This is a genomic window from Bradyrhizobium denitrificans, from assembly GCF_013179005.1.
Lineage (GTDB): Bacteria > Pseudomonadota > Alphaproteobacteria > Rhizobiales > Xanthobacteraceae > Bradyrhizobium > Bradyrhizobium denitrificans.
The window spans coordinates 14,715-40,451 of sequence record NZ_JABFDP010000040.1 but is presented as its reverse complement, the minus strand read 5'-3'; the positions used below and the strand labels follow the sequence as shown (position 1 = coordinate 40,451).

General features: G+C 65.5%; 22 protein-coding genes. 12 read left to right on the top strand and 10 right to left on the bottom strand.

Annotation, left to right across the window (positions count from 1 at the left end; genetic code table 11):
- Positions 1–91: 91 nt before the first annotated feature.
- From paaB to HL671_RS33510, 5 genes are all read right to left on the bottom strand, one after another.
- On the bottom strand, positions 92–379 hold the full coding sequence (paaB, locus tag HL671_RS33530; protein ID WP_012043014.1) for a 1,2-phenylacetyl-CoA epoxidase subunit PaaB: 288 nt from the start codon (positions 377–379) through the stop codon (positions 92–94).
- Between the two features lie 16 nt (positions 380–395).
- A complete protein-coding gene (gene paaA, locus HL671_RS33525; protein WP_012043013.1) occupies positions 396–1,385 on the bottom strand; it encodes a 1,2-phenylacetyl-CoA epoxidase subunit PaaA in 990 nt (329 codons plus the stop codon).
- 72 nt (positions 1,386–1,457) lie between these two features.
- The gene (paaX, locus tag HL671_RS33520; RefSeq protein ID WP_012043012.1) at positions 1,458–2,339 is read right to left on the bottom strand and encodes a phenylacetic acid degradation operon negative regulatory protein PaaX; all 882 of its coding nucleotides are present in this window, start codon (positions 2,337–2,339) and stop codon (positions 1,458–1,460) included.
- A gap of 93 nt (positions 2,340–2,432) precedes the next feature.
- Entirely contained in the window at positions 2,433–2,906 is a 474-nt protein-coding gene (locus HL671_RS33515; protein ID WP_012043011.1) for a phasin, read from the bottom strand.
- Positions 2,907–3,058: 152 nt separating this feature from the next.
- Positions 3,059–3,850, bottom strand: coding sequence for a hypothetical protein (locus HL671_RS33510; RefSeq protein WP_172242528.1), 792 nt, complete (start codon positions 3,848–3,850; stop codon positions 3,059–3,061).
- 147 nt (positions 3,851–3,997) lie between these two features.
- Here HL671_RS33510 and HL671_RS33505 point away from each other — a divergent pair, with 147 nt between their 5' ends.
- Positions 3,998–4,918 carry an alpha/beta fold hydrolase gene (locus tag HL671_RS33505; RefSeq protein ID WP_172242525.1) on the top strand — a complete coding sequence of 307 codons (921 nt, stop codon included), beginning with the start codon at positions 3,998–4,000 and terminating at the stop codon, positions 4,916–4,918.
- A 71-nt stretch (positions 4,919–4,989) separates the two neighbouring features.
- Here HL671_RS33505 and HL671_RS33500 read toward each other — a convergent pair whose 3' ends face one another.
- Both HL671_RS33500 and HL671_RS33495 read right to left on the bottom strand, forming a co-directional pair.
- Positions 4,990–5,994 (bottom strand): alpha/beta fold hydrolase, encoded by a 1,005-nt coding sequence (locus HL671_RS33500; RefSeq protein ID WP_012043008.1) that lies wholly within the window; start codon positions 5,992–5,994, stop codon positions 4,990–4,992.
- Positions 5,995–6,165: 171 nt separating this feature from the next.
- Positions 6,166–6,426 carry a DUF6489 family protein gene (locus HL671_RS33495; RefSeq protein ID WP_012043007.1) on the bottom strand — a complete coding sequence of 87 codons (261 nt, stop codon included), beginning with the start codon at positions 6,424–6,426 and terminating at the stop codon, positions 6,166–6,168.
- Between the two features lie 526 nt (positions 6,427–6,952).
- Between HL671_RS33495 and HL671_RS33490 the strand changes: the two genes are divergently transcribed.
- The 10 genes from HL671_RS33490 to HL671_RS33445 all read left to right on the top strand — a co-directional run bounded on the left by HL671_RS33490 (position 6,953) and on the right by HL671_RS33445 (position 19,040).
- Positions 6,953–8,551 (top strand): ABC transporter substrate-binding protein, encoded by a 1,599-nt coding sequence (locus HL671_RS33490; RefSeq protein ID WP_012043006.1) that lies wholly within the window; start codon positions 6,953–6,955, stop codon positions 8,549–8,551.
- Between the two features lie 106 nt (positions 8,552–8,657).
- Positions 8,658–9,638 carry an ABC transporter permease gene (locus HL671_RS33485; protein WP_012043005.1) on the top strand — a complete coding sequence of 327 codons (981 nt, stop codon included), beginning with the start codon at positions 8,658–8,660 and terminating at the stop codon, positions 9,636–9,638.
- Between the two features lie 2 nt (positions 9,639–9,640).
- Positions 9,641–10,609 carry an ABC transporter permease gene (locus tag HL671_RS33480; RefSeq protein ID WP_172242522.1) on the top strand — a complete coding sequence of 323 codons (969 nt, stop codon included), beginning with the start codon at positions 9,641–9,643 and terminating at the stop codon, positions 10,607–10,609.
- Between the two features lie 30 nt (positions 10,610–10,639).
- Positions 10,640–11,623: an ABC transporter ATP-binding protein gene (locus HL671_RS33475; protein WP_172242519.1), complete on the top strand. Its 984-nt coding sequence runs from the start codon at positions 10,640–10,642 to the stop codon at positions 11,621–11,623.
- Positions 11,620–12,627, top strand: coding sequence for an ABC transporter ATP-binding protein (locus HL671_RS33470; RefSeq protein ID WP_172242516.1), 1,008 nt, complete (start codon positions 11,620–11,622; stop codon positions 12,625–12,627). Before HL671_RS33475 ends, HL671_RS33470 begins: the two co-directional genes overlap by 4 nt.
- Before the next feature lie 175 nt (positions 12,628–12,802).
- Positions 12,803–14,605, top strand: coding sequence for a gamma-glutamyltransferase family protein (locus HL671_RS33465; RefSeq protein ID WP_172242513.1), 1,803 nt, complete (start codon positions 12,803–12,805; stop codon positions 14,603–14,605).
- A gap of 13 nt (positions 14,606–14,618) precedes the next feature.
- Entirely contained in the window at positions 14,619–15,329 is a 711-nt protein-coding gene (locus HL671_RS33460) for a DUF1028 domain-containing protein (RefSeq protein ID WP_172242510.1), read from the top strand.
- A 121-nt stretch (positions 15,330–15,450) separates the two neighbouring features.
- On the top strand, positions 15,451–16,923 hold the full coding sequence (locus tag HL671_RS33455; protein ID WP_172242582.1) for an ABC transporter substrate-binding protein: 1,473 nt from the start codon (positions 15,451–15,453) through the stop codon (positions 16,921–16,923).
- 280 nt (positions 16,924–17,203) lie between these two features.
- Complete coding sequence (locus HL671_RS33450) at positions 17,204–18,145, top strand: ABC transporter permease (RefSeq protein ID WP_172242579.1); 942 nt, start codon at positions 17,204–17,206, stop codon at positions 18,143–18,145.
- Positions 18,146–18,209: 64 nt separating this feature from the next.
- A complete protein-coding gene (locus tag HL671_RS33445; protein WP_012042997.1) occupies positions 18,210–19,040 on the top strand; it encodes an ABC transporter permease in 831 nt (276 codons plus the stop codon).
- Positions 19,041–19,120: 80 nt separating this feature from the next.
- Here HL671_RS33445 and HL671_RS33440 read toward each other — a convergent pair whose 3' ends face one another.
- The 3 genes from HL671_RS33440 to HL671_RS33430 all read right to left on the bottom strand — a co-directional run bounded on the left by HL671_RS33440 (position 19,121) and on the right by HL671_RS33430 (position 24,177).
- Complete coding sequence (locus HL671_RS33440; protein WP_012042996.1) at positions 19,121–22,219, bottom strand: MexW/MexI family multidrug efflux RND transporter permease subunit; 3,099 nt, start codon at positions 22,217–22,219, stop codon at positions 19,121–19,123.
- 79 nt (positions 22,220–22,298) lie between these two features.
- Positions 22,299–23,489, bottom strand: coding sequence for an efflux RND transporter periplasmic adaptor subunit (locus HL671_RS33435; protein ID WP_012042995.1), 1,191 nt, complete (start codon positions 23,487–23,489; stop codon positions 22,299–22,301).
- 1 nt (position 23,490) lies between these two features.
- A complete protein-coding gene (locus HL671_RS33430; RefSeq protein ID WP_172242576.1) occupies positions 23,491–24,177 on the bottom strand; it encodes a TetR/AcrR family transcriptional regulator in 687 nt (228 codons plus the stop codon).
- A 279-nt stretch (positions 24,178–24,456) separates the two neighbouring features.
- On the opposite strand from HL671_RS33430, the gene HL671_RS33425 reads away from it, so the two are divergent.
- Positions 24,457–25,686 (top strand): cytochrome P450, encoded by a 1,230-nt coding sequence (locus HL671_RS33425; protein WP_172242507.1) that lies wholly within the window; start codon positions 24,457–24,459, stop codon positions 25,684–25,686.
- Positions 25,687–25,737 lie beyond the last annotated feature (51 nt).

The window sequence follows — 25,737 nt, the reverse complement described above, 5'->3', positions numbered from 1 at the left end:
GCGCAGCGAAGCAATCCAGGAATTCATCCGAGCAGGCAGTCTGGATTGCGCCGCTGCGCTCGCAATGACGACGGCTGACAGCCGCGCACAATCACATATGCCCGACTTCCTCGGGCACTTCATAGAATGTCGGGTGGCGATAGATCTTCGATTCCGCCGGCTCGAACATCATGGCCTTGTCAGCGGGGTCCGACGCGGTGATCGCACTCGACGGCACCACCCAGATCGACAGGCCCTCGCCACGACGGGTGTAGAGGTCGCGCGCGGCCTGCAGCGCCATGGTCGCATCAGGCGCATGCAGCGAACCGCAATGCTTATGCGCGAGCCCGTTGCGGCTGCGGATGAAGACCTCCCACAACGGCGTGTTCGGCGTCGCCATGTCGCTCTCCCCTGTCCTATTCGGCGGCTTGCGCCATCTGGCGGCGCGCGCGCTTCTCGGCATAGGCTGCCGCCGCCTCGCGCACCCAGGCGCCGTCGGCATGCGCCTTGCGGCGCGCCGCCAGCCGGTCACGGTTGCACGGGCCGTTGCCGGCCAGCACCTGCTTGAACTCGTTCCAGTCGATCGGACCGTGCCGCCAGTGGCCCTGCTCGTCCTGCGTCATCTCGGGATCAGGAATGGTCAGCCCGAGATATTGCGCCTGCGGCACGGTGGCATCGATGAACTTCTGGCGCAGCTCGTCATTGGAGAAGCGCTTGATCTTCCATTTGGTCGACGTGTCGCTGTGCTGGCTGGCCTGGTCGGGCGGGCCGAACATCATCAGCACCGGCCACCACCAGCGGTTCAGCGCGTCCTGTGCCATGGCCTTCTGCTCGGCCGTGCCGCGGCACAAGGTCAGCATGATCTCGTAGCCCTGGCGCTGGTGGAACGACTCTTCCTTGCAGACGCGGATCATCGCGCGGGCATAGGGGCCATAGGAGCAGCGGCACAGCGGGATCTGGTTCATGATCGCGGCGCCGTCGACCAGCCAGCCGATCACGCCGATATCCGCCCAGGTCAGGGTCGGGTAGTTGAAGATCGAGGAGTACTTCGCCTTGCCGGCCAGCATCGCGTCGACCAGTTCCTCGCGCGAGGCGCCCAGCGTCTCGGCGGCGGCGTAGAGATACAGCCCATGGCCGCATTCGTCCTGGACCTTGGCGAGCAGCGCCGCCTTGCGGCGCAGGCTCGGCGCGCGCGTGATCCAGTTGCCCTCGGGCAGCATGCCGACGATTTCGGAATGGGCGTGCTGGGAGATCTGCCGGACCAGCGTTTTGCGATAGGCCGCCGGCATCCAGTCGTTCGGCTCGATGCGCTCCTCGGCATCGATACGGGCCTGAAATCGCGAGGCGCGCACGGCGTCCTCGGCGAGGCTGCCCTCCTCGGGCGAATTAAGCGCCTGCGTGTACATGCGGCGGCGTCCTCCCAGGTTGCCGCCAATATATAACGGAATTTTATTCGTGCAATCGAATTTTGTAATATATCAGGGCGCCTCATCAACGTCGGCGAACCGCCGCAGCAGCGCCGCAGCGGCGGCGGGCAGCGGCCCTGCTTCGTTGATCGCATGCGCATCGAGCCAGCGCTCCGAGCCCGGCAGCAGCAGCCGGTAGATCTCGCCACACAGCGCCCGGGCCTGCCGGCCCGGCCAGTTCCCCGGCAGCAGCTCCGCCGGCAGCAGCGGATCGCGCAGCACGATGCGGCGATAGTGATGGATCAGCAGAACCCTCGCGGTGAAGGCCTGCCCGTCCGACAGCGCCTCGCCGCGTTCGATGCTGGATTTGAGGGGGGCAAAAGACGCGCTGAACTTGCGGTAGGCCTCCGCCGTCCGCTCCAGCGCCCAGCTCTCTGCCACCAGCCGTCGCGCCATGTCAGATCCGGCGGAGGCCTGCAGCCGGATCGCGCCTTCCACGGCGTCGGGGACGGCGATGCTGGAGGGGGCCACGAACACCCCGGGCAGCGGGCTGCCGAACCCGGCGTCGCGCAGCACGGTGCGTGCCTGCTCGCGATCATCGGCACTGCCGAGCAAGAGCAGTTCGAAGCTGCCGTTCCATTCGGCCGGCGGGGAGTCGTAGATGTGCCGGGTGGCGCCGGCAAAGGTCTGCTCGCCGCGCCGGGTCAGGCGATAGAAGCTGTGGCGGCCGCTCTTGCTGCGCTCGAACCAGCCCTCCGCCGTCAGCCGCGACATCGCCGTGCGCACCACGCTGCCATCGATGGCCAGCCCCTCGAAGAAGGCGAGCAGGCTGCCGAGCCAGACGCTGCCGCCGCGCGGCACGATGGCGTCGCCGAACACGGTGATGATCAGCGAGCCGGTGCGCGACGGCTCGCTCTTGAGCTGGTTGACGATGCGAGACAGCGGCTGCGGCATGGCCTCCGCTTTAGCCGGTTTCGCCTGATCACAAAAGAAAAGGCCCGCGAGAGGCGGGCCTTGGAGGTCGATCGGCTGACGCGCCGGAGGCGATCAGGCGGTCTTGTTGTAGGCCTTGGCCATGTTCTCCTGGGCGAGCTTGGCCCCCTCGGTGACGAGCTTGCCGACATACTCGCTGGTCGACTTGGCGCGGGCGACGAGCGCCTCGCCGCGGGCACGGGCCAGTTCACCCTGGATCTGAACGGCTTCGCTGAGCGACTTGGCGGACGCCAGCCGATCGATGCCGTCGAAGAACGCTTCGGTGTCCTGGTAGAGCGCCTGCTGGATGTTGCGGCTGATCTTGCCGGCCTCAGTCACGCCGTCGAACACGGCGGTCTCGATCGCCGAGGTCACCTTCTCGGAGCCGGCCAGGGCCTCCGCGGCGCGCTCCTTGGCGGTCGACGCGGTCTTCTTGACGAACTCGCGCGCCGACTCCGGCACTTCCATGGTCTGCAGGTTCTTGAACGCGTCGGTCACCGGCGCAAAGGCATCCTTGACGGTGTCGAACACGGTGTTGGTCTCGCTCATGACTGTCTCCATCCTCAATGCATCTGAGCTATGGGCTCGCTCCGTCCCTCATGAAACCGGAGTAACTCAACTATACCATCAACAATGGTGCATCGCAACATTAATGTTGCAATGCACCATTCCGGAAGCAGAAGGGAGGGAGGAGTGCCCGGTCAGCTGCCGGACGGCACGTCATTGCCTGGACGCGCACCCGGGCCGGCCGGGGCGCCGCCGTGCTTCTTGTTGCGCGACTTGCCAGGCCGCTCCGACGCTCTCGGAACCACCTCGGTTGCTGTGGGCTCGCCCTCGCCTGGCTGCGACACCTTCAGCAACGTGTCCAGCGCCGTCCGGATCTCGCGCAGCTCCGCTTCGAGCGGTGCCGTGTCAGAGGGCCGCGTGGCGTTGAGGAGCTTGTCAAGCAGGCCCCTGATCTCGCCGAGCTGAGGCGTCACATCAACCGCAGGCGCGGTCGGCTCTGGCGGCGCCTTGGACGCGGCAACAAGCCCGTCCAGCAAGGCCTTGATCTCATTGAGCTCCGGCGTGAGGTCGACCGGCGCGCGAGGCTGAACTTTGGATGCGGCGACAAGCGTATCGAGCAAGCCCTTGATCTCATTCAACTGCGGACCAACATCGGCCGCCAGCTGCGGAGCCACTGCGGGCGCCTTTGCTGCCAGGAGTTCCTTCAACAGCGCCCGCGTCTCGGCCAGTTCGCTTTCGATCGACGCCAGCCGATCATTCAACGCGGTGAGCTGACCACGGCTCGGCACATTCATGCCGGCGAAGTAGTTTTCCATGAGATCGGCCATAGGCTTCTGTCCGGTTCCAGAACCAGTTGCGGAATCGTCGGAGGATGGATGAGACGTCGTGCCCATCGGTCGCAGCCGTGTGAAGGCCGTGAAGCTCTTCTGCATCTCGCCGACCATCTGTTGCCAGAACGCGATCGGATCGCCGGATTTATTCACCATCGGCACGCTCCTTCAGGCCACACAAAGACTCAGAGTACAACCTATCATAGCACGCCCTCGCTGCGATGCGGCAGGATCATGCGGCCGCTTCTCTCGGTCCGCGGAAGCATGGCATAGAGGGCTCGTTGGCCTTGAAAGAGGGATCACGTGACTGCAACCGCCCATCAGCCGCCGCACATCACCCGCGCCAACGGTATCGACATCTGCTACGAGGCCTTCGGCGACCCGGCGGCGCCCCCTCTCCTGTTGATCATGGGACTCGGCGCCCAGATGATCATCTGGTACGACGAGTTCTGCGAACAGCTCGCAAGCCGCGGCTTCCGCGTCATCCGATTCGACAACCGCGACATCGGCCAATCGAGCAAGATGCATGGCGGGCGCCGGCTGACGCCGTTCGAGCTGATCAAGCTGCGCTTCTTCAACATCCCGGTCGCGGCGCCCTACAAGCTCATCGACATGGCCAAGGACACGGTCGGCCTGATGGACGCGCTCGACATCAAATCAGCGCATCTGGTCGGCGCCTCGATGGGCGGCATGATCGCGCAGGAGATCGCGCTCAGCTTCCCGCAACGCGTCCGCTCGCTGACCTCGATCATGTCGACGACCGGCAATCCACGGCTTCCGCCGCCGACGCGCGAGGTCGCGATGCTGCTGATGGCGCCGCCGCCGAAAACCAAGGACGAGTACGTCCGACGCTTCCAGAAGACCTGGAAGGTGCTGCGCGCCGGCTCGTTTCCGGAGGACGAGGCCCGCGACGTGGTGCTGGCGGAACGCTGCTTCGCCCGCGGTCCCCATCCGGCCGGTGTCGGCCGCCAGCTCCGCGCGATCCTGGCCTCCGGCAGCCGCAAGCCGCGGCTGCATCAGGTGACGGCGCCCACGCTCGTGATCCACGGCAAGGTCGATCCGCTGGTGCATCATGCCGCCGGCACGGACACCGCGGAGTCGATTCCGAATGCCAAGCTGTTGATGATCGAGAAGATGGGCCACGCCATCCCGACCCCGACCTGGCCGCAGATCATCGACGCCATCGCCAAGCACGCCCACGGCGCAAACGCGCAGGCGGCTTAGAACCGGTACGCGGCTCAGGATCGGTGCTCAGCGGTCTCGGAACCGCGGGCACTCAGCGAGCCGTCCCGTCCCTACCCAAACCTCCGCCGCCGCCATTCGATCAGCTTGGCGCTGACCTCCGCCGGCTGCTCCTGCTGGGTCCAGTGGCCGCTGTCCTTGACGAGATACTTTTCCAGGTCCGGCACCAGTCGCTCCATGCCGTCCGCGGCCGACGGCGGCAGCACGGCATCGTTCTCCGCCATGATCATCAGCGACGGCACGCGGACCGTATGGTCGAGTCCCTCCGAGCGCTGCCAGTTGCGGGTCATGTTGCGGTACCAGTTGATGCCGCCCGTGAAGCCGGTGCGCGTGAACGTCTCGACGAACACCCGCTTCTCCGCCTCCGACAGGATCGGCTGCCGCGTATCCTTGGCGGCATCATAGGCGGCAATCATCTGCGGGAACGCCAGATTGAGCGAGGGCGGCGCGGCGATGCCGCCGGCGGGCGGCTCGGTCGGCGGCGCATCGTGACGCGGCAACGGCTTGCGCATGAAGGCATCGAAGGTCTGCTCGACCCGGTTCGCAAAGATGCGATCCGGCTCGCGCGCCGGATCCTGGAACTGCACGATGTACATCATGTCGCCGAAGCGCTTGCGCATGATCGCAATCGGATCGGCCGGCGCGCGCGGCAGATGCGGCGTGTTGATGCCGACCACGCCGGCGACGCGGTCCGGGTGCCGCAGCGGCATTTGCCAGACGACGAAGCCGCCCCAATCGTGGCCGACGAAGACCGCCTTGTCGATCTTCAGATGATCGAGCAGGCCGACCAGGTCGGCCGTGAGCTGTTCGAGGTCATAGGCCTCGACCGCCTCCGGGCGATCGGTCGCACCATAGCCGCGCTGGTCGGGCGCGATCACGCGGATGCCGGCTTCCGCCAGCGCCCTGATCTGATGCCGCCAGGAAAATGCGAGCTCCGGCCAGCCGTGACACAGGATCAAGGGCGGCCGATCGGACGCAGGGCCGGCCTCGTAATAGCCCATGCGAATGCCGTTCGTCGTGGCGAATTGCAGCGGCGGCATCCAAGCCGAATCGGTCATCGCTCCTCCCCTCAGCTGTCATCGCCGGCTTGCCGCCGGTCGCCAGCGCACGCATGGTGCAGGCCCATGCGCCGATGTAATGGCGCCGATGTAATGGCCTCGCTTCTCGACGCGGCGCCCGCTCCGCTCCGTGCTGATGCCGGAAACCCCGAGGCGAGCCGAGGGCTCGATTCAGGCCGACTTCTTGTCGTTCGAACGGCTGCCGCCGAGCCCCGTCATGGTCAGCATCAGATCCTGGAACCGTTCGGCAAGCCGCGGATCGAAGGTGAACCAGCTCTGCATAATGGCTTCGGGCGTGAGCTTGTCGATGTTGCTCGTCATCTGCTGCTGCAGCCGGTCCATCACGGCGGCCTGCATCGGGCCAAGATCGGGAAGTCCGAAAAACTGCCGGGCCTCGAGCGGTGTACAATCGATCTCGATATTGACTTTCATTTCCGCTCCGCGCTGTTCATGGCTCTCCCCGTCGGCGCTCCGGTCGATTTCCCGCAACACGGCAGAACCGACCCGGTCGCCGAAGGCGAACGGTAGCAGTATCACCGCCCTCGCCCCTCTCTAGCAAGCGGCGCTTTGCTGCAGCCGCGCAATTCCTGCGGCATGCTCAATCCATGGGCCCGCCGGGCCCGAGGACCGCATATCCACGCTTGAGTGCGCTGCACGCGGACGAGCGAGGACTAACCATATCGTTTAGGCTTCAACCAACCGGACTTGTGTGGCGCTGCTGAACTCTGGCAACATGCTGACATCGAGGTGCCGCGGGTCCGAAGGCGCCGCTCGGCGCAGCCCTTGGAAGCAGTTCTTCCGGTGCGGCATCAGACTTGCAAGCACATCGCCCGGCGTCCTGTTGCTTCTTGAAGTTCGTGCAAGAGGCGCTGCAGAACTCACGAACTTCAAACAAGGCAGGCCGGATGTGACCCGTCCTGCCGAGAAAACAAGCGTCAAACGCGGAGAATTTGAACATATGTCGGGACGCAAATCCCTGCTCATTGCGGCGGCCGCCATCCTCGTTGGCCTCGCGGGGCTGCCGGCCTCGGCCCAGACCCTGCGCTATGCCAACCAGGGCACCCTCAAATCGCTCGATCCCTATACTTTCAAGGAATCGACCACGATCGCGCACCACGCCCACGTTTATGAGGGTCTCACCGCCCGTGACAAGGATCTCAAGATCATTCCTGCGCTGGCCGAGAGCTGGGAAACCCCCGAGCCGACCCGCTGGCGTTTCCACCTGCGCAAGGGCGTCAAGTTCCACAATGGCGAACCGTTCACCGCCGATGACGTGATCTTCTCCGCCGACCGCGTTCGCGCCACCGGCTCGAACTTCCTCTCCAACGTTCCGCCCGACGCCAAGTTCGTCAAGATCGACGACTACACCGTCGACGTGAAGCTCGATGCGCCCAATCCCATCCTGATCTCGCAATGGGATACTTGGTACATCATGAGCAAGAAGTGGTGCGAGGAGAACAACTCCGTCGCGCCGACCCCGGTGTCGGCAACGACACCGAGCTACGCGGCACTGCACGAGAACGGCACCGGCCCCTTCATCATCGAGAGCCATCAGCCCGGTGTGAAGACGGTGTTCAAGGTCAATCCGAACTGGTGGCGCAAGCCGGAGCACAACATCAAGGAGATCGTGTTCACCACCATCTCCTCGGACGCCACCCGCGTTGCGGCGCTGCTGTCCGGCGAGGTCGACATCATCGAGCCGGTGCCGGTGCAGGACATCGGCCGCGTCGATTCGAGCCCCAATGCCCAGGTCCTGAAGGGACCCGAGCTGCGCACGATCTTCCTCGGCATGGACGAGAGCCGCGACGAGCTGCTCTATTCGAACGTCAAGGGCAAGAACCCGTTCAAGGATATCCGTGTCCGCGAGGCGTTCTACAAGGCCATTGATGTCGAGCTGATCAAGACCCGCGTGATGCGCGGCCTGTCGACGCCGTCGGCGCTGATGATTGCACCTGAACTGTTCCCGCTGTCCAAGGAGTTCACCAGGCCGAAATACGATCCGGACGGCGCCAAGAAACTGCTGACAGAGGCCGGCTATCCCGACGGCTTCGAAGTCGCTCTGGACTGCCCGAACGACCGCTACGTGAACGACGCCGCCATCTGCCAGGCGGTGGTCGGCATGCTCGCCCGGATCGGGGTCAAGGTGAACCTCAACGCGCAACCGAAGGCGCAGTATTTCGCCAAGGTGCTGAAGCCGGGCGGCTACAACACCTCGTTCTTCCTGCTCGGCTGGACCCCGTCGTCGATGGACGCCCACAATGTGATGCACGACATCATGGGCTGCCGCGAGGATCCCAAGGACCCGACCCGCGGCGAGGCCAATCTCGGCAATTACTGCAACAAGGAGTTCGACGCCCTGACCGACAAGGTCCTGGTCGAGACCGACGCCGCCAAGCGCAATCAGCTGATCAAGCAGGCGTTCGAGATCGGCATCAAGGACTACGGCTATATCCCGGTGCACCAGCAGGCCGTGGCCTGGGGCGTGTCCAAGAAGGTCAAGATTGCGCTGCGCGCCGACAACCTCGTGCTGATGTACTTGGCCACTAAGACCGAGTAGGATTCCGACCATCTCAAGTCCCGGAAAGCAGAACTGCTTTTCGGGACTTTTCATTTCTCGCGACAGGTGCTACCCGCCGCGCGATCGAAGGGACTGAAAGGACCAGATGCTCGCCTTCACGCTTCGCCGAGCAATTCAGGCCATCGGCGTCATGATCGCCGTCGGGATCATCGCGTTCGCCATGTTCCGCTTCGCCGGCGACCCGGTCAGCCAGATCGTGCCGATCGACGCCTCCGCCGCGGAACGCGCCCGCGTCCGTGAATCGCTGGGCCTGGACGATCCTTTCATCGTGCAGTTCGGCCGCTATCTGTTCGACGCCGCGCAGTTCAAATTCGGCGTGTCCTATCAGTTCCGGCAGCCGGTCTCCGATCTGCTCAAGGAGCGCATGCCGGCGACCCTGGAGCTCGCGATCTGCGCGACCATCCTCGCGCTGTTCTTCGGGATCATCATGGGCGTGTTCTCGGCGCTGCGCCGCGACTCGCTGATGGCCAAGCTGTTCCAGATGGTGTCGCTGATCGGCATTTCGCTGCCGACCTTCCTGATCGGTATCCTGCTGATCTATCTGTTCTCGGTCACGCTCGGCTGGCTGCCCTCGTTCGGCCGCGGCGACGTCGTGAAGATCGGTTGGTGGACGACGGGTCTGCTCACCGCCTCCGGATGGAAGGCGCTGATCATGCCCTCGATCACGCTCGGCCTGTTCCAGATGACACTCATCATGCGGCTGGTCCGCGCCGAGATGCTGGAGGTGCTGCGCACCGACTATATCCGCTTTGCCCGCGCCCGCGGGCTGACCACCCGCGCCATCCATTTCGGCCATGCCCTGCGCAACACGCTGGTTCCGGTCATCACCGTGGTCGGCCTGCAATTCGGCTCGGTGATCGCGTTCTCGATCATCACCGAGCAGGTGTTCCAATGGCCGGGCATGGGCCTGTTGTTCGTGCAGGCGGTGCAGAATGTCGACATCCCGATCATGGCGGCCTACCTGATGATGGTGTCGCTGATCTTCGTCACCATCAATCTCGTGGTTGATATCCTCTACACCGTGGTCGATCCGCGCCTGCGCGCGACCATCAGCCGCCCGGCCTGATCATGAGCGACGCCGCCCTTCCCCACCCCACGCCCGTCCAGGCCCCCCACACCGTCAAGAATGGCTGGCTCAAGCGCGCGCTCGCGAGCGACCTGTTCTATTCGTTCCGGCGTTCGAAGCTGACGGTGGTCGCGGCCGCGATCACGCTCATCTTCTTCCTGCTCGCTGTCTTTGCGCCCGTGCTGTCGCCGCAGAATCCGTTCGATCCGGCGCAGCTGCAACTCCTGAACTCGCGCATTTCGCCGCTGTGGACCGCCGACGGCCAGAGCCCGTTCTTGCTTGGCACCGACGAGCAGGGCCGCGACGTGCTCTCGGCCATCCTCTACGGCCTGCGGATCTCGCTGATCGTCGGCATTCTCGGCGTGGTGTTCTCCGGCGCGCTCGGCATCGCGCTCGGCCTGATCGCCGGCTATTTCGGCGGCCGCGTCGACACCGTGATCATGCGCATCGCCGACGTGCAGCTCACCTTCCCGCCGATCCTCATCGCGCTCCTGGTCAACGGCATCGCCAAATCGGTGTCCGGCAATCATCTGGAATGGTTGAGCATGCTGGCTGTCCTCGTGCTGGCGATCGGCCTGTCGTTCTGGGTGCAATATGCGCGCACGGTGCGCAGCTCCGTCATGGTCGAGAAGAACAAGGACTATGTCGCCGCCGCGCAACTGATCGGCCTGCCCGCGCCGGTCATCATGCTGCGTCACGTGCTGCCCAACACCACCGGCCCCGTGCTCGTCATCGCGACCATCAATCTGGCGCTTGCGATCATCACCGAGGCGACCTTGTCGTTTCTCGGCTCCGGCATGCCGGAGACGATGCCCTCGCTCGGAACCCTGATCCGGATCGGCAACAACTACCTGTTCGCCGGCGAATGGTGGATCGTCGCCTTTCCCGGCCTCGCCCTGGCCGGGCTGATCCTCGCCATCAACCTGCTCGGCGACTGGCTGCGCGACGCCCTCAACCCGAAACTGCGATGATCCCGTTCATGCGTATGAAGGTCTGACCTGATGACCGCCCCCGTTCTGTCCGTGCGCAATCTGCAGGTCGAGTTCGAAACAAGGCGCGGCACGCTGCGCGCGATCGACAGCGTCTCCTACGACATCGCCAAAGGCGAGGTGCTCGGCGTGGTCGGCGAATCCGGCGCCGGCAAATCCGTCACCGGCCTCGCCGTGATCGGCCTCATCGATCCACCCGGCCGCATCTCGGGCGGCGAGATCCTGCTGTCCGGCCTGCGGATCGACAACCTCCCGCCGGAGGAGATGCGCAAAGTGCGCGGCAAGCGGATCGGCATGATCTTCCAGGATCCGCTGACCTCGCTCAATCCGCTGTATCGCGTCGGCGACCAGATCATCGAGACCATCAAGACCCACACCAACCTCACCGACCAGCAGGCGCGCAAGCGCGCCATCGACCTGCTCGCCGAGGTCGGAATCCCCGCCCCTGAGAAGCGCATCGACGGCTATCCGCACGAATTCTCCGGCGGCATGCGCCAGCGCGTCGTGATCGCGCTCGCGCTGTGCGCCGAGCCGGAGCTGATCATCGCCGACGAGCCGACCACCGCGCTCGACGTCTCCGTGCAGGCGCAGATCATTTCGCTGATCAAGCGGCTCGGCCGCGACCACGGCACCGCCGTGATGCTGGTGACCCACGACATGGGCGTGATCGCCGAGACCTGCGACCGCGTCGCCGTGATGTATGCCGGTCGCGTCGCCGAGATCGGCCCGGTGCAGGAGGTCATCAAAAACCCGCTGCACCCCTACGCCAAGGGCCTGATGGGTGCGATCCCGACGCTCGCGGGTGAGGACAAGCGCTTGGTGCAGATCCCGGGCGCGATGCCGCGGCTGTCCGCGATCCCGCCCGGCTGCTCGTTCAATCCGCGCTGCAGCTCCGCCTTCGACCGCTGCCGCGTCGACCGGCCGGAGCCGCTGCGCCAGGGCACGCAGGCAGTCGCCTGCCATCTGTATGATCGTGCGACGGAGACCGCGGCATGAGCGATTTTGTCGAGGTCAAGAATCTGCGCCGGGTGTTCGACGTGTCGAAACCCTGGCTGAACCGGGTGATCGAGCGGCAGCCGCAGGAGTTTCTCAAGGCGGTCGACGGCGTCAGCTTCGGCATTCGGAAGGGCGAGACCTTCGCGCTGGTCGGCGAGTCCGGCTCCGGCAAGACCACGGTCGCGCGCATGGTGGTCGGGTTGCTGGCGCCGACCTCCGGCGAAGTCATCATCGACGGCGTGTCGATGAGCGAAGCGCGCCAGGCCCAGGTGCGGCGCAAGCTGCGCCGCCGCATCCAGATGGTGTTCCAGGATCCGTATGCGAGCCTCAATCCGCGCTTCCGCGTCGACAGCATCATCGCCGAGCCGATCCGCGCCTTCAACGTCATCGAGGGCGAGCGCCAGATCAAGGACCGCGTCGGCGAGCTGCTGACCCTGGTCGGCCTGCATCCGGATGACGGGCAGAAATTCCCGCACGAATTCTCCGGCGGCCAGCGCCAGCGCGTCGCGATCGCGCGGGCCCTCGCCTCCGAGGCCGACTTCATCGTCTGCGACGAGCCGACCTCGGCGCTCGACGTGTCCGTGCAGGCGCAGATCCTCAATCTGATGCGCGACCTGCAGGACAAGTTCGGCCTGACCTATCTGTTCATCAGCCACAATCTCGCGGTCGTGCGGCACATGGCGAGCCGCATCGGCGTGATGTATCTCGGCCGCATCGTCGAGATCGCGGAAGGGCGCACGCTCTTCAACGATCCGCGCATGCCCTACACCAAGATGCTGCTCGGCGCGGTGCCGGATCTGTCGATGTCCGGCCGCCAGCGCATTCCGGTCAAGGGCGAGATTCCAAACCCGATCAATCCGCCTTCGGGCTGCACCTTCAACCCGCGTTGTCCGATGGCGTTCGATCTGTGCCGTCAACAGGCCCCGGAGCTGATCGGCGGCGTCGCCTGCCACGTGGTGAACCAGCCGGTCGATAAGGTCGTTGCGACGGCATCAGTTGCGTGACGCGGCGAGACAGAATTTGAATGAAGTCGTCATTGCGAGGAGCGAAGCGACGAAGCAATCCAGGGCGTCGTCCGCAGCCCTGGATTGCTTCGCTGAGCCTGTCATCCGGCCGCGCTTCGCGCGGACCGGGTGGCTCGCAATGACGGCGAATGATTAGGCCAGATCAAAGGGCGCCATGAGCTTCATCAATCCCGATCCCTTCACGACCCGCCCCGAGATCGACGGCACCTTTGGCGTCGTCACCTCCACGCATTGGCTCGCCACTGCGGTCGGCATGGCGATGCTGGAGCGCGGCGGCAATGCCTTCGACGCCGGCGTTGCTGCGGCCTTCACCCTGCAGGTCGTCGAGCCGCATCTCAACGGACCCGGCGGCGACGTGCCGATCATCCTGCACGACGTGAAGCGCGGACGCACCGAGGTGATCTGCGGTCAGGGCCCGGCGCCAGCAGACGCCACCATCGCGCACTACAAGCGCGAAGGCCTCGACATGGTGCCCGGCACCGGGCTGCTGGCGGCCTGCGTGCCCGGCACCTTCGAGTCCTGGATGCTGCTGTTGCGCGACTACGGCACGATGCGGCTGCGCGACGTGCTGGAGCCGGCGATTGGTTACGCGCGCGACGGCTATCCGCTGGTCGAGCGCGTCTCGGCGACCATCCAGACCGTCGAGCAGCTGTTCAAGACACATTGGCCGACTTCAGCGGCGCTCTATCTGCCCCATGGCGAGGTACCGAAGCCAGGCACGCTGTTCACCAATCCGCAGCTCGCCGAGACCTATGCGCGCATCCTCAGCGAAGGCGAGAGCGCGGGCGGCGACCGCGACGCGCAGATCGAGCGGGCGCGCAAAGCGTGGTCGCAGGGCTTCGTCGCCGAGGCGATCGACCGCTTCTGCCGGACGCAGGAGGTCATGGACGTCTCGGGCACGCGCCATAAGGGCGTGCTGACCGCCGACGACATGGCGCGCTGGCAGCCGACCATCGAGGCGCCACTGACCTATGAGTACGGCCGCTACACCGTTTGCAAGGCCGGCGTCTGGAGCCAGGGCCCGGTGCTGCTGCAGCAGCTCGCGCTGCTCAAGGGCTTCGCGCTCGACGGTCTCGACCCGACCGGTCCCGATTTCATCCATTGGCAGATCGAAGCCGCCAAGCTGGCGTTCGCCGATCGCGAGGCGTTCTACGGCGATCCGAACTTCGCCGACATCCCGATCCAGACGCTGCTGTCGGATGCGTACAATGACGAGCGGCGCAAGCTGATCACCGACAAGGCGTCGCTGGAGCTGCGCCCCGGCAAGCTCGACGGCTATGGCGCCAAGGTGCAGTTGCGCGAGGCGCAGGGCCATCGCGAGGCCGTCGGTGCAATGGGCTCGGGCGAACCCACCGTGGGCCGCTTCGGCGAGGTGCGCGGCGACACCGTGCATTTCGACATTATCGACCGCGACGGCAACATGATCTCGGCGACCCCGTCCGGCGGCTGGCTGCAATCCTCGCCCGTGATCCCCGAGCTCGGTTTCTGCCTCGGCACGCGCGCGCAGATGTTCTGGCTCGAGGAGGATCATCCGGCCGCGCTGGTTCCGGGCAAGCGGCCGCGCACCACGCTGTCGCCGACCATGGCGCTGCGCGACGGCGAGCCTTACGTCGCCTGGGGCTCGCCCGGCGGCGACCAGCAGGACCAGTGGAACACGCAGTTCTTCCTGCGCCACGTTCATGCCGGCATGAACCTGCAGGAAGCGATCGACGCGCCGGCCTGGCACTCCGAGCATTTCCCGATCTCGTTCTGGCCACGCACCGCGCGGCCCGGCGTGCTCGTGGTCGAGAACCGCGTCCCCAAGACGACCGTCGAGGAGCTGCGCCGCCGCGGCCATGTCGTCGAGGTCGGGCCCGACTGGTCGGAGGGCCGCCTCACCGCGGCCTCGCGTGTCAGCCGACGCCGTCGCGCCGCCGCCAATCCGCGTGGCATGCAGGGCTACGCCGCCGGACGATGACAGCGAGACGCCGATGACCTGGTCGATCATTGCCAAGGACGACACAACCGGCCAGATCGGCATCGCCGTCGCCACGCGCTTCTTCGCCGTCGGCGCGCGCGTTCCGTTCATCGTCGCGGGCCACGGCGGCATCGCCACGCAGGCGCTGGTCAATCCGTATTACGGTATCGACGGCGCGGCGCTGCTGCGCGATGGCCGGCATCCGCGCGAGATCGTGCAGCTGCTGACGGCGGCCGATCCCGGCCGCGAGAGCCGGCAAGTCCACATCCTCGACCGCAACGGCCAGATCGCCGCCCACACGGGCCACGACTGCATCGACTGGTGTGGCCATCTCGAAGGCCAGGGCTTCTCCATCGCGGGCAACATGCTGGCTGGTCCGCAGGTGCTGAACGAGACCGCGAACGCCTTTCTCGCGAACAGCACTCTCCCCTTCGCCCGGCGCCTGATCGCGGCGATGCAGGCTGGCGAGGCCGCCGGCGGCGACAAGCGCGGCAGACAGTCGGCGGCGCTCGTCATCCACGGCAAAGAGGAATGGGCCGAGCTCGATCTGCGCGTCGATGACCATGCCGATCCGCTCGCCGAGCTCGAACGGCTGGAGAGCGTGAGCCGCAAGCATTGGGCGGTGTTCCGGCAGTTCATGCCGACGCGCGAGAATCCAGCCGGCATCACCGATCGCGCGACGATCGACGCCGGCATCGCGGCTGCGCTCGCGAACCAGACATGAGCGGCCGGAAGGACGGCGCATCACCGGGGTTGGTATGAATGGTGCAACAACGCAGGCGGCATGGCCGAGGGGTAATCGGATGATGAGGAACTGGTGCTTGGCCGCAACCGCGGCTGTTGTCATGGCCTCGTGCGGGGCGACCGCGCAGGCACAGACCACGTTGCGCATCGGGCTCGCCGAGGATGCCGACATTCTCGATCCGACCATGGCGCGGACCTATGTCGGCCGCATCGTCTTCGCCGCTGTCTGCGACAAGCTGTTCGACATCGACGAGAAGCTGAATATCGTGCCGCAGCTGGCGCTGTCGCACGAGACCTCCGCCGACGGCAAGGACGTCACGATCAAGCTCCGCCCCGGCGTGAAATTTCACGACGGCGAGCCGTTCGATGCCGAGGCGGCAAAATTCTCGCTCGACCGCCACCTCAGCATGCCCGGCTCGTTCCGCAAGCCCGAGATCGCCTCGCTCGATCATGTCGACGTGGTCGATCCCCTGACGATCAAGCTCGTTTTAAAGACGCCGTTCTCGCCGCTGCTCGCCCAGCTCACCGACCGAGCCGGGATGATGGTGTCGCCGAAGGCGGCCAAGGAGGCCGGCGACAAGTTCGGCCTGCGCCCGGTCTGCGCCGGCCCCTACAAGTTCGTCGAGCGCGTCCAGCAGGACCGCATCGTGTTCGAGAAGTTCGCCGACTACTGGAACAAGGACAACGTCTTCATCGACAAGATCGTCTATCAGCCGATCGTCGACGCCACGGTGCGGCTCGCCAATCTGAAATCCGGCAGCCTCGACATGATCGAACGGCTGCTCGCCACCGACATCAAGGATGTCACGAGCGACAAGCGGCTGAAGCTGTCGACCGCAACCAGCCTCGGCTATCGCGGCCTCACAATCAACATCGGCAAGGACAAATCCAAGGGGGCGCTGAGTCAGTCCGCCAAGGTCCGCCAGGCGCTGGACCTGGCGATCGACCGCGAGGCACTCAACCAGGTGATCTTCAACGGCGAGTTCAAGCCCGGCAACCAGTTCGTCAATCCCGAGAATCCGTACTACCAGACCGCCTTCCCGGTGCGCGGCCGCGACGTCGAGAAGGCCAAGGCGCTGCTGAAGGAAGCCGGCGTGACGCCGCCGGTCGCGGTCGACTTCATGGTGTCGAAGGAGAGCGAGAGCGAGGCTGCGGCCCAGGTGCTGCAGGCGATGGCCGCCGAGGCCGGCTTCGATCTGAAGATCCGCGTCACCGAGTTCGCGACCTCGCTGAAGCAGGCGGAAGCCGGCGAGTACCAGGCCTTCATGCTCGAATGGAGCGGCCGCAGCGATCCCGACGGCAACGCGTTCAACCACCTGCATTCAGGCGCGGCGCTGAACTACAGCGCCTGGAGCAATGCCGCGGCCGACAAGGCGCTTGAGGATGCGCGGCTCGTGTCCGACATGGCCAAGCGCAAGGCGATTTACGAGACCTTGGTGCGCGAGCAGCAGGCGGATGAGCCGATCCTCTACCTCTATCACCGCAAGTTCCTGTTCGCGCAGACCACCAGGCTCGAAGGCTTCAAGCCGATGCCGGACGGCCTGCTGCGCGTGGTCGGACTGAAGCTGAAGTGAGCGGTCGGGCGGCTCCTGTTCGTTCGAACGCGCAACCGGCGCGGCAAGCTCGCTCTGCTCCCTCCCCCCTTGTGGGGGAGGGCTGGGGTGGGGAGTGCCACGCATTCCGACCTCGCTTGCACAAAAAGATGCAGAGCCGTCACGACCAAAGATCCTGGCGATTAGTGACTCCGTCATGCCCGGGCACGTCCCGGGCATCCGCGTCGTTCCCAGCGTGCCGAACGACGTGGATGGCCGGGACAGGCCCGGCCATGACGACCTGCAGACAGGCGAGCGCATCATGTTGACCTTCCTCGTCCGCCGCCTCGCCCAGATCATCCCGACGCTGATCTTCGTCTCGATCCTGATTTTCTCGCTGCAGCAATTGCTGCCCGGCGATCCTGCCCTCGTGATGGCCGGCGAGGAGCGCGATCCGGCTGTGATCGAGCAGATCCGTAAGCAATATCGCCTGGATCAGCCGCTGCCCGTCCAATATGGCTACTGGATCAAGGGCGTGCTCTCAGGCGATTTCGGCGAGTCGCTGCGCATCAAGATGCCGGTGCGCGACCTCATCCTGCAGAAGCTGCCGGTGACGCTGCAGCTCGCATCGATGGCGATCGTGATCGCGTTCCTGATCGGCATTCCCGCCGGCATCATCTCCGCGGTAAAGCGCGGGACCGCGTGGGACTATGCCGCCAACCTGTTTGCGCTGTGGGGCATCTCGACGCCGAATTTCTGGCTCGGCATCATGCTGATCTTCGTGTTCTCGATCCAGCTCGGCTGGCTGCCCGCCTCCGGCTATGTCCCGCTGGCCGAGGACTGGCGCGCCAGCCTCGCCGCCACCATCATGCCAGCCTTCGTGCTCGGCAATGCCATCGCCGCGATCCTGATGCGTCACACCCGCAGCGCGATGCTGCAGGTCCTGGGCAGCGACTACATCCGCACCGCGCGCGCCAAGGGCATCTCCGAGCGCCAGGTCATCCTGCGTCACGCGCTGCGCAATGCCTTGACGCCGGTGATCACGCTGGGGGCGCTCGAGCTCGGCACGCTGCTGTCCGGCGCCGTGCTGACCGAACAGATCTTCTCGATCCCCGGCTTCGGCAAGCTGATCGTCGATGCCGTGTTCAATCGCGACTACGCCGTCGTGCAGGGCGTCGTGCTGGTCACCGCCACCGTCTACATCATGCTGAACCTGATTGCCGATCTCGCCTACGTCCTCGTCAACCCGCGGCTGAGGAGCTGAGATGGCCGAGACGATGCTGTCAGCACCGCAAGGCGCCCGCGCCCTCGCCCCGCTCGAACGGCCAATGCAGCGCGCCTGGCGCCAGCTCGTCAAGCGCAAGGGGGCCATGGTCGGGCTCGGCCTGATCGCAGCCTTCATCCTGCTCGCCGTAGCAGCGCCGCTGGTGGCGCCCTACGATCCCCTCAAGACGAGCTGGACGCTGGTCCGCAAGGCGCCGTCGGCGGCGCATTGGTTCGGCACCGACGATCTCGGCCGCGACGTCCTGGCCCGCGTCCTCTACGGCGCGCGCGCCTCGCTGCTCGCCGGCGCCATCTCGGTCGTCATCGCGCTGTCGATCGGCGTGCCGATCGGCATGATCGCAGGCTACCGCGGCGGCTTCGTCGACGCCCTGATCAGCCGCATCACCGACGCGATGCTGGCCTGCCCGTTCCTGATCCTGGCGATCGCGCTGGCCGCGTTCCTCGGTCCGAGCCTCGGCAACGCCATGATCGCGATCGGCATCTCCGCGACCCCGATCTTCGTCCGACTGACCCGCGGCGAGGTGCTGAACGTCAAGGTCGAGGAGTATGTCGAGGCCGCGCGCAGCGTCGGCGACACCGACCTGCAGATCGCGGTCAGGCACATCCTGCCGAACATCATGCCGGCGCTCTTGGTGCAGGCGACCTTGTCGGTCGCCGCCGCCATCATCGCCGAGGCGGCGCTGTCGTTCCTCGGCCTCGGACAGCAGCCGCCGGCGCCGTCCTGGGGCAGCATGCTCAACGCCGCCCAACGCTTCCTTACCAACGCGCCCTGGATGGCGATCTGGCCGGGACTTGCGATCTTCCTCGTCGTGCTGTCGCTCAACCTGCTGGGTGACGGCCTGCGCGACGCGCTCGACCCGCAGCAGGAGCAGTAGGACGGCCCTCTTTGCCCCAAAACAAAACGGCGGCTGCCGAGGCTGCCGCCGTTGATGTCGCGGAACCAGGACTCGCCGTCTCAGCTCGCCTTCAGCGCATGCTCCGGCTCGGCGTCGAACTGGGCGATCTCGCGGGCGCGCTTCGACTTGGCGGCGGCCTGGTGATCGGTGGCGATGACGGTGTAGACGGCCGGCAGCACGAACAGCGTGAACAGCGTGCCAATCGACATGCCGGCGACGACGACGAGGCCGATCGAGAACCGGCTGGCCGCGCCGGCGCCGGACGCCGTCAGCAGCGGGATCAGGCCGGTGACCATCGCCGCCGTGGTCATCAGGATCGGCCGCAGGCGGATGCGCGCGGAGGTTTCGATCGCGGTCCGGCGGTCCACGCCTTCCTTGAGCTGCAGCTCATTGGCGAACTCCACCATCAGGATGCCGTGCTTGGTGATCAGTCCGACCAGCGTCAGCAGACCGACCTGGGTGTAGATGTTCATCGTCGCAAGTCCGAAGAACAGCGGGATCAGCGCGCCGACGATCGCCATGGGCACGCTGATCATGATCACCAGCGGATCGCGCAGGCTCTCGAACTGCGCCGCCAGCACCAGGAAGATGATGATCAATGCGAAGCCGAAGGTGATCGCGAGCTGATTGCCTTCCTGGACGTATTGACGGGCGTCGGCGAGGTAATCGTGGCTGAAGCCCGACGGCAGGTTCTTGGCCTGCTTCTCCAGGAAGTCGACCGCCTGGCCGACGGTGACGCCCGGCATCGGCACGGCCGAGAAGGTCGCCGAGTTGAGCTGGTTGAAATGCGTCAGCGAGTTCGGATCGGTCGCGGTCTCGATGGTGACCACCGTCGACAGCGGCACCTGCTGGCCCGCGGCGGTCGCCACATAATAACCCGACAGCGAGTCCGGCGACAGCCGCTTGTCGCGCGGCACCTGCGGGATCACCTGGTAAGAGCGGCCTTCGAGATTGAAGCGGTTGATGTAGTTGCCGCCGAGCAGCACCGCCAGCGTGTTGCCGATCGACTGCATGGTGATGCCGAGATCGGAGGCCTTGCTGCGGTTGATCCAGACCTTGACGACGGGCTGGTTGAATTCGAGATCGCTGTCGGAGACGATGAAGATGCCGCTCTTGCGCGCGGCGTCCTTCAGCTTGGCCATCTGCTCATAGACCGCCTGGAAGCCGCTGGTCGAGCTGATCACCATCTGCACCGGCAGGCCGCCCGGGCCGCCCGGCAGCGCCGGCAGGTTGAAGGCGAAGGCGTTGATGCCCTCGATCTTGGACAGCTCCGCCTGCACCAGCGGTTTCAGCTTGATCGAGGAGCGCGTGCGCTCGTCCCACGGCTTCAGCAGCATGCCGGCGAAGCCGCCCTGCGGGCCGTTGATGCCGTTCAGCACGAAGCGCAAATCGGTCTCGGGGAACTTCTGGAACACCTTGTCGAGCTTGTCGGTGTAGAAGTTGATGTAGTCGATATTGGCGTATTTCGGCGCCTTGGTGATCGAGAACACGATGCCCTGATCCTCCTCCGGCGCCAGCTCCTTGGACGTGTGCATATAGAGGAAGCCGACGAGGCCGAGGATCGTGACCGCGAACAGCGCCGTCACCGGCCGGTAGTCGAGCGAACGGTCGAGCTGCCGGCCGTACCAGCGGGTCATCGCGCCGAACACGCGGTTGACGATCCGCGCGAAGCGGCCCTCCTCGGCGCTGCGCAGCAGCACCGAGCACATCATCGGCGACAGGGTCAGCGCGATGACGCCCGACACGATGACGGAGCCCGCGAGCGTGAAGGCGAATTCGCGGAACAGCGAGCCGGTGAGGCCGCCGAGAAAGCCGATCGGTGCGTACACTGCGGCCAAGGTGATCGTCATCGAGATGACCGGGCCGACGATCTCGCGCGCGCCCTGCAGTGCCGCCTGGACGGGCGCTCTGCCCTCCTCCAGATGGCGGTGGATGTTCTCGACCACCACGATGGCGTCGTCGACCACGAGACCGATCGCCAGCACCATGGCCAGCAAGGTCAGCAGATTGATGCTGAAGCCGAGCGCCAGCATCATCGTGCAGACGCCGATCAAGGACAGCGGGATCGTCACCACGGGAATGATGACCGAGCGCAGCGAGGCCAGGAACAGGAAGATCACGACGATGACGATGAGCACGGCCTCGCCGAGCGTGTGCTCGACCTCGTCGATCGACGACTGGATGAACTTGGTGGAATCGTAGGCCACCTTCATCTTCATCGACGGCGGCAGGTTGCGCTCGAGATCGGGGAACAGCGCACGCACGCCCTTGACGATGTTGAGCGGGTTGCCCTGCGGCGTCGCGTCGACGCCGATGAAGATGGCGCGCTCGCCGTTGAAGGCGACGCTGGCATCGGTGCTCTGCGCCGCGAGCTCGACGGTGGCGATGTCCTCCATGCGGACGAAGCCGCCGTCCTTGGCCTTGACGATCATCCGCTTGAACTGGTTGACGTCGGTCAGGCCGGTATTGGTCGTGACGTTGGAGACGATGAAATAGCCCTTCGCCTGTCCGGCGGCGGATTGGAAGTTGTTGGCGGAGATCGCGGCGGCGACATCGGCCGGCGACACGTTACGGCCGGCCATCTTTTCCGGGTTGAGCCAGATCCGCATCGCGAAGGTCTGGCCGCCGAGAATGTTGGCCGCGGCGACGCCGTCGACGGTCGACAGCACCGGCTGCACCACGCGCGTCAGATAGTCCGAGATCGCCGAGCCCGACAGCTCCTCGCTGGAGAAGCCGAGATACATCACCGACGTCGTCTGCCCCGTGCTCTTGGTGACGATCGGGTCGTTGGATTCCCTGGGGATCAGATAGCGGACCGAGTTCACCTTGGCGAGCACCTCGGTGAGCGCCTGGTTCGGATCGAAATTGAGCTTGATGAAGACCTGGATCGTGCTGGTGCCCTGCACCGAGGACGAGGTGATGTAGTCGACGCCTTCGGCCGACGCGACCGCCTGCTCCAGCGGCGTCGTGATGAAGCCCTGGATCAGATCGGCGGAGGCGCCGGGATAGACGGTCGTGACGTTCACGACCGTGTTCGACAGCTTCGGATATTGCCGGATCGGCAGCTCGAACGCGGCACGCAGGCCGAGCAGCAGGATGAGCATGCTGACCACGAGCGACAGCACTGGCCGCTTGATGAAGATATCGGTGAAACGCATCGCGGCAATCTCGTCAGCGGGAGGCAGATGATGCCCGCGCGGGCCGCTTCACAGCGGCCTCGGCGGGCATTTGGTTCGATCAATAGCGCGGCGGCTTGGCGGGCACCGGCGGCGGCGGATCGGTCGAGATCGCGACCGCGGCACCGGACTGGATCTTGAGCTGGCCGACGGCAACCACGCGGTCACCCTCCTTGAGCCCCTTCAGGATCACGGCGCGACCGTTGATGCGGTCGCCGGTCTGCACATAGGTCCGATCGGCCGTCAGCGTGGTCTTGCCGTCGTCGGTCTTCTTCTCGTTGATCACGAAGACCGAGTCGCCATAGAGCGTATAATCGACCGCCGTCTCCGGAACCGTCAGCACCGGCGGCTTGTCCGGCAGCACCACGGTGGTGGTCGCGAACATGCCGGGCTTGAGGATGTGATCCGGATTCGCGATCGTCGCCTGCACCCGGATGTTGCGCGTGTCGGTCGCGATCTGCGGCTCGATGGTGGTGATCTTGCCCTCGAACACCTTGCCCGGATAGGCGTCGACGCCGACGCGCACGGTCTGGCCGACCTTCAACTGACCGCTGTCCTTTTCGGTCACCGTGAAGTTGACCCACAGCTCCGACAGATCGGTCAGCGACACGATCTGGGTGCCGGCGCTGAGATATTGGCCGACCTCAACCTTGCGGACGCCGAGGTCGCCATCGAACGGCGCGCGCACCAGCTTCTGCGCGATCAGCGCCTCGGTCTTGGCGATGCCGGCCTGGGCCTGGTCATAGGCGGCCTGGGCCTGATCGACGGTCGCCTGCGGTCCGAACTGGCGCGAGGCGAGCTGCTTGGCGCGATCGAGCGACAGCTGCGCCACGGTCACCTGGGCCTTGAAATTGGCGAGGTCGCCCTGCTCCGGCGCATCATAAAGCTGCACCAGCGGGGTCCCCTGCTTCACGGTTGTGCCCGGCGTGAACATGATGTCGGTGATGCGGCCCGAGGCATCCGAGGTTACGTTGACTTGATGCACGGCGGCGAGATCGCCGACGGCGGTCAGGAGGTTCGGCACAACCTCTGCGGTCGCGGTGGCCATGCTGACATTGATCGGCGGCGGCTTCATGTTCGCGAAGAACTGCGCGATCATCTTGTCGCGGAACATGTTGAACCACACGAAGCCGCCGACCAGCGCCGCGAGCAGGATGGCGACGATGGTGAACCAGAGCACCGGGCGGGTGCGCTTGCGCGGCTTGTCGTCGATCGGCTTGCCAGAGAGCTTGGGTTCCGTCGCGATGTTCATGTCATGCACTTTCTGCCGTCGCCGGCCGGGCCGGAGGTTGCGACAATTCGTGGTCGAGATAGCACGCAATCGCGGCGTCGGTCAGTCCGATGCCGCGCAGAATGAACTCACTGAGCTGGCGCTCCAGGCTCGCCGCGGTTCCATAGGATAGACACGGGGTCGATGGAAGCCGCGTCAACGCCGCCGTCAACACAGTGTGATGCGCGAACCAGAATAGATCGCGCGGTGCAGCCGCAAGTCGTACGGCATCACCTGACGCCACGGCGCTGTCCAGGGAGTCAACGAACTTCGCGCCGATCAGATCATCGATTTTCGTATAAAGCAGCCTGGCGAATTCGCCATCGTCGAGATGGCTGGTGATCATCAGCCGCAGCCGCTGTTCCTCTTCCTCATTGGCGCCGTCGGCCGTGCTGAGAAAGTGCCGGACCATGCCGGCCATCAGCTTGACCAGCGTGACCGTCGAAGGCTCCTGTCCCAGCAGCAGCTCGAAATCGGGATCGGCCTCGCACTCTTCGGCCAGGATCTCTGCATAGAGCGCAGCCTTCGAAGAGAAGTGCTTGAACAGCAAGGCTTCCGAGATCGCGGCAGCGGCGGCGACGCTCTTCGTCGTGGTGCCGGCATAACCATGCCGCGCGAAGCAACGCTTCGCCGCGCCAAGGATCAACTGCCGCCGCAGGTCGCTGGTCATGCGCAGAGTGGACATTACGCGTGAGTAAATACTCACTTGATCTATGTCAAGAAACACGCCGCAACGCAGCAGCAGTCCTGGGCCAAGTCCCTGACATTTCGAGACATATCTCGGCGCCACCGAAGGCAATAAAATACCTTCAATCAAGGCGGTTGTGCGGCAAGGCCTGCGACGCCTACCCAGCTCGGCTGTGCAGACCCCGCGCCGCGCGTTTTCTTCTGTGGCGGACCGTGCGACGGTCGCAGCGACAAGAGCAAGAACCGGCCGGGAGGACCATCGATGAATGACGCCGCTGCGCTCGCTGCCGATTTCGATCTGGAGAGCCTGACGCCCGCCTTCTATGCCGATCCCTACCCCACCTATCGCGCGCTGCGGCAATATGCGCCGGTCAAGCGCCTGCGCAACGGCTCCTATGTTCTCACCCGTTACGACGATCTGGTCACAGCCTACAAGGCAACGAAGACGTTCTCCTCGGACAAGACGCGCGAATTCGCGCCCAAATACGGCGCATCGCTGCTGTATGAGCATCACACCACGAGTCTCGTCTTCAACGATCCTCCGGCGCATACGCGCGTCCGCCGCCTGATCATGGGAGCGCTGTCGCCGCGGGCGATCGCCGAGATGGAGCCCGCTCTGATCGCGCTGGTCGACGGACTGCTGGACCGGATCGCCGCCGAGGACCGGTGCGAGTTGATCGAGGATTTCGCCGCGGCGATCCCCATCGAGGTGATCGGCAATCTGCTCGGCGTCCCGCACGAAGAGCGCGGACCCTTGCGCGACTGGTCGCTGGCCATTCTCGGCGCGCTGGAGCCGGTGGTGTCGGAGGCGCAATTGTCGCGCGGCAATCGGGCGGTGAAGGCGTTTCTCGCCTATCTCGAAGGCCTCGTAGCGCGCCGCCGCGCGGCGCCTGGCAATCCCGAGCGCGACGTTCTGACGCGGCTGATCCTGGGCGAAGCGGATGGCGAGCGCCTGAGCGAGAAGGAGCTGTTGCACAACTGCATCTTCCTGCTCAATGCCGGCCACGAAACCACGACCAACCTGATCGGCAACGGCCTCGTGCTGCTCTGCGAGCATCCTGCCGAGCGGCAAAGGTTGATCGATGCTCCCAGCCTGATCCGCACCGCCGTCGAGGAGATCCTGCGCTATGAGAGCTCGAACCAGCTCGGCAATCGCATGACGACCGAGCCGGTCGAGCTCGGCGGCGCGAAGCTGGAGGCCGGCACCTCGGTCACGCTGTGCATCGGCGCCGCCAACCGCGATCCCGCGCAATTCGAGGACCCCGAACGCTTCGACATCGGCCGCCTCGCCAACCGCCACCTCGCCTTCGGCACCGGCGCACATCAATGCGCGGGCATGGCGCTGGCGAGACTGGAGGGCGCGGTGGCGATCTCGCGGTTTTTGGCGCGGTTTCCGAACTATCAGCTCGACGGCGCGCCGGTGCGGGGTGGACGGGTGAGGTTTCGAGGGTTTGCGAGCGTGCCGTGCAGGATTGGCGTCGGAGGCGGATGAGACTGCCGCTGAGCCGCGTGAGCGCTCGCAAAATTGAGTCCGCAGGGCGGA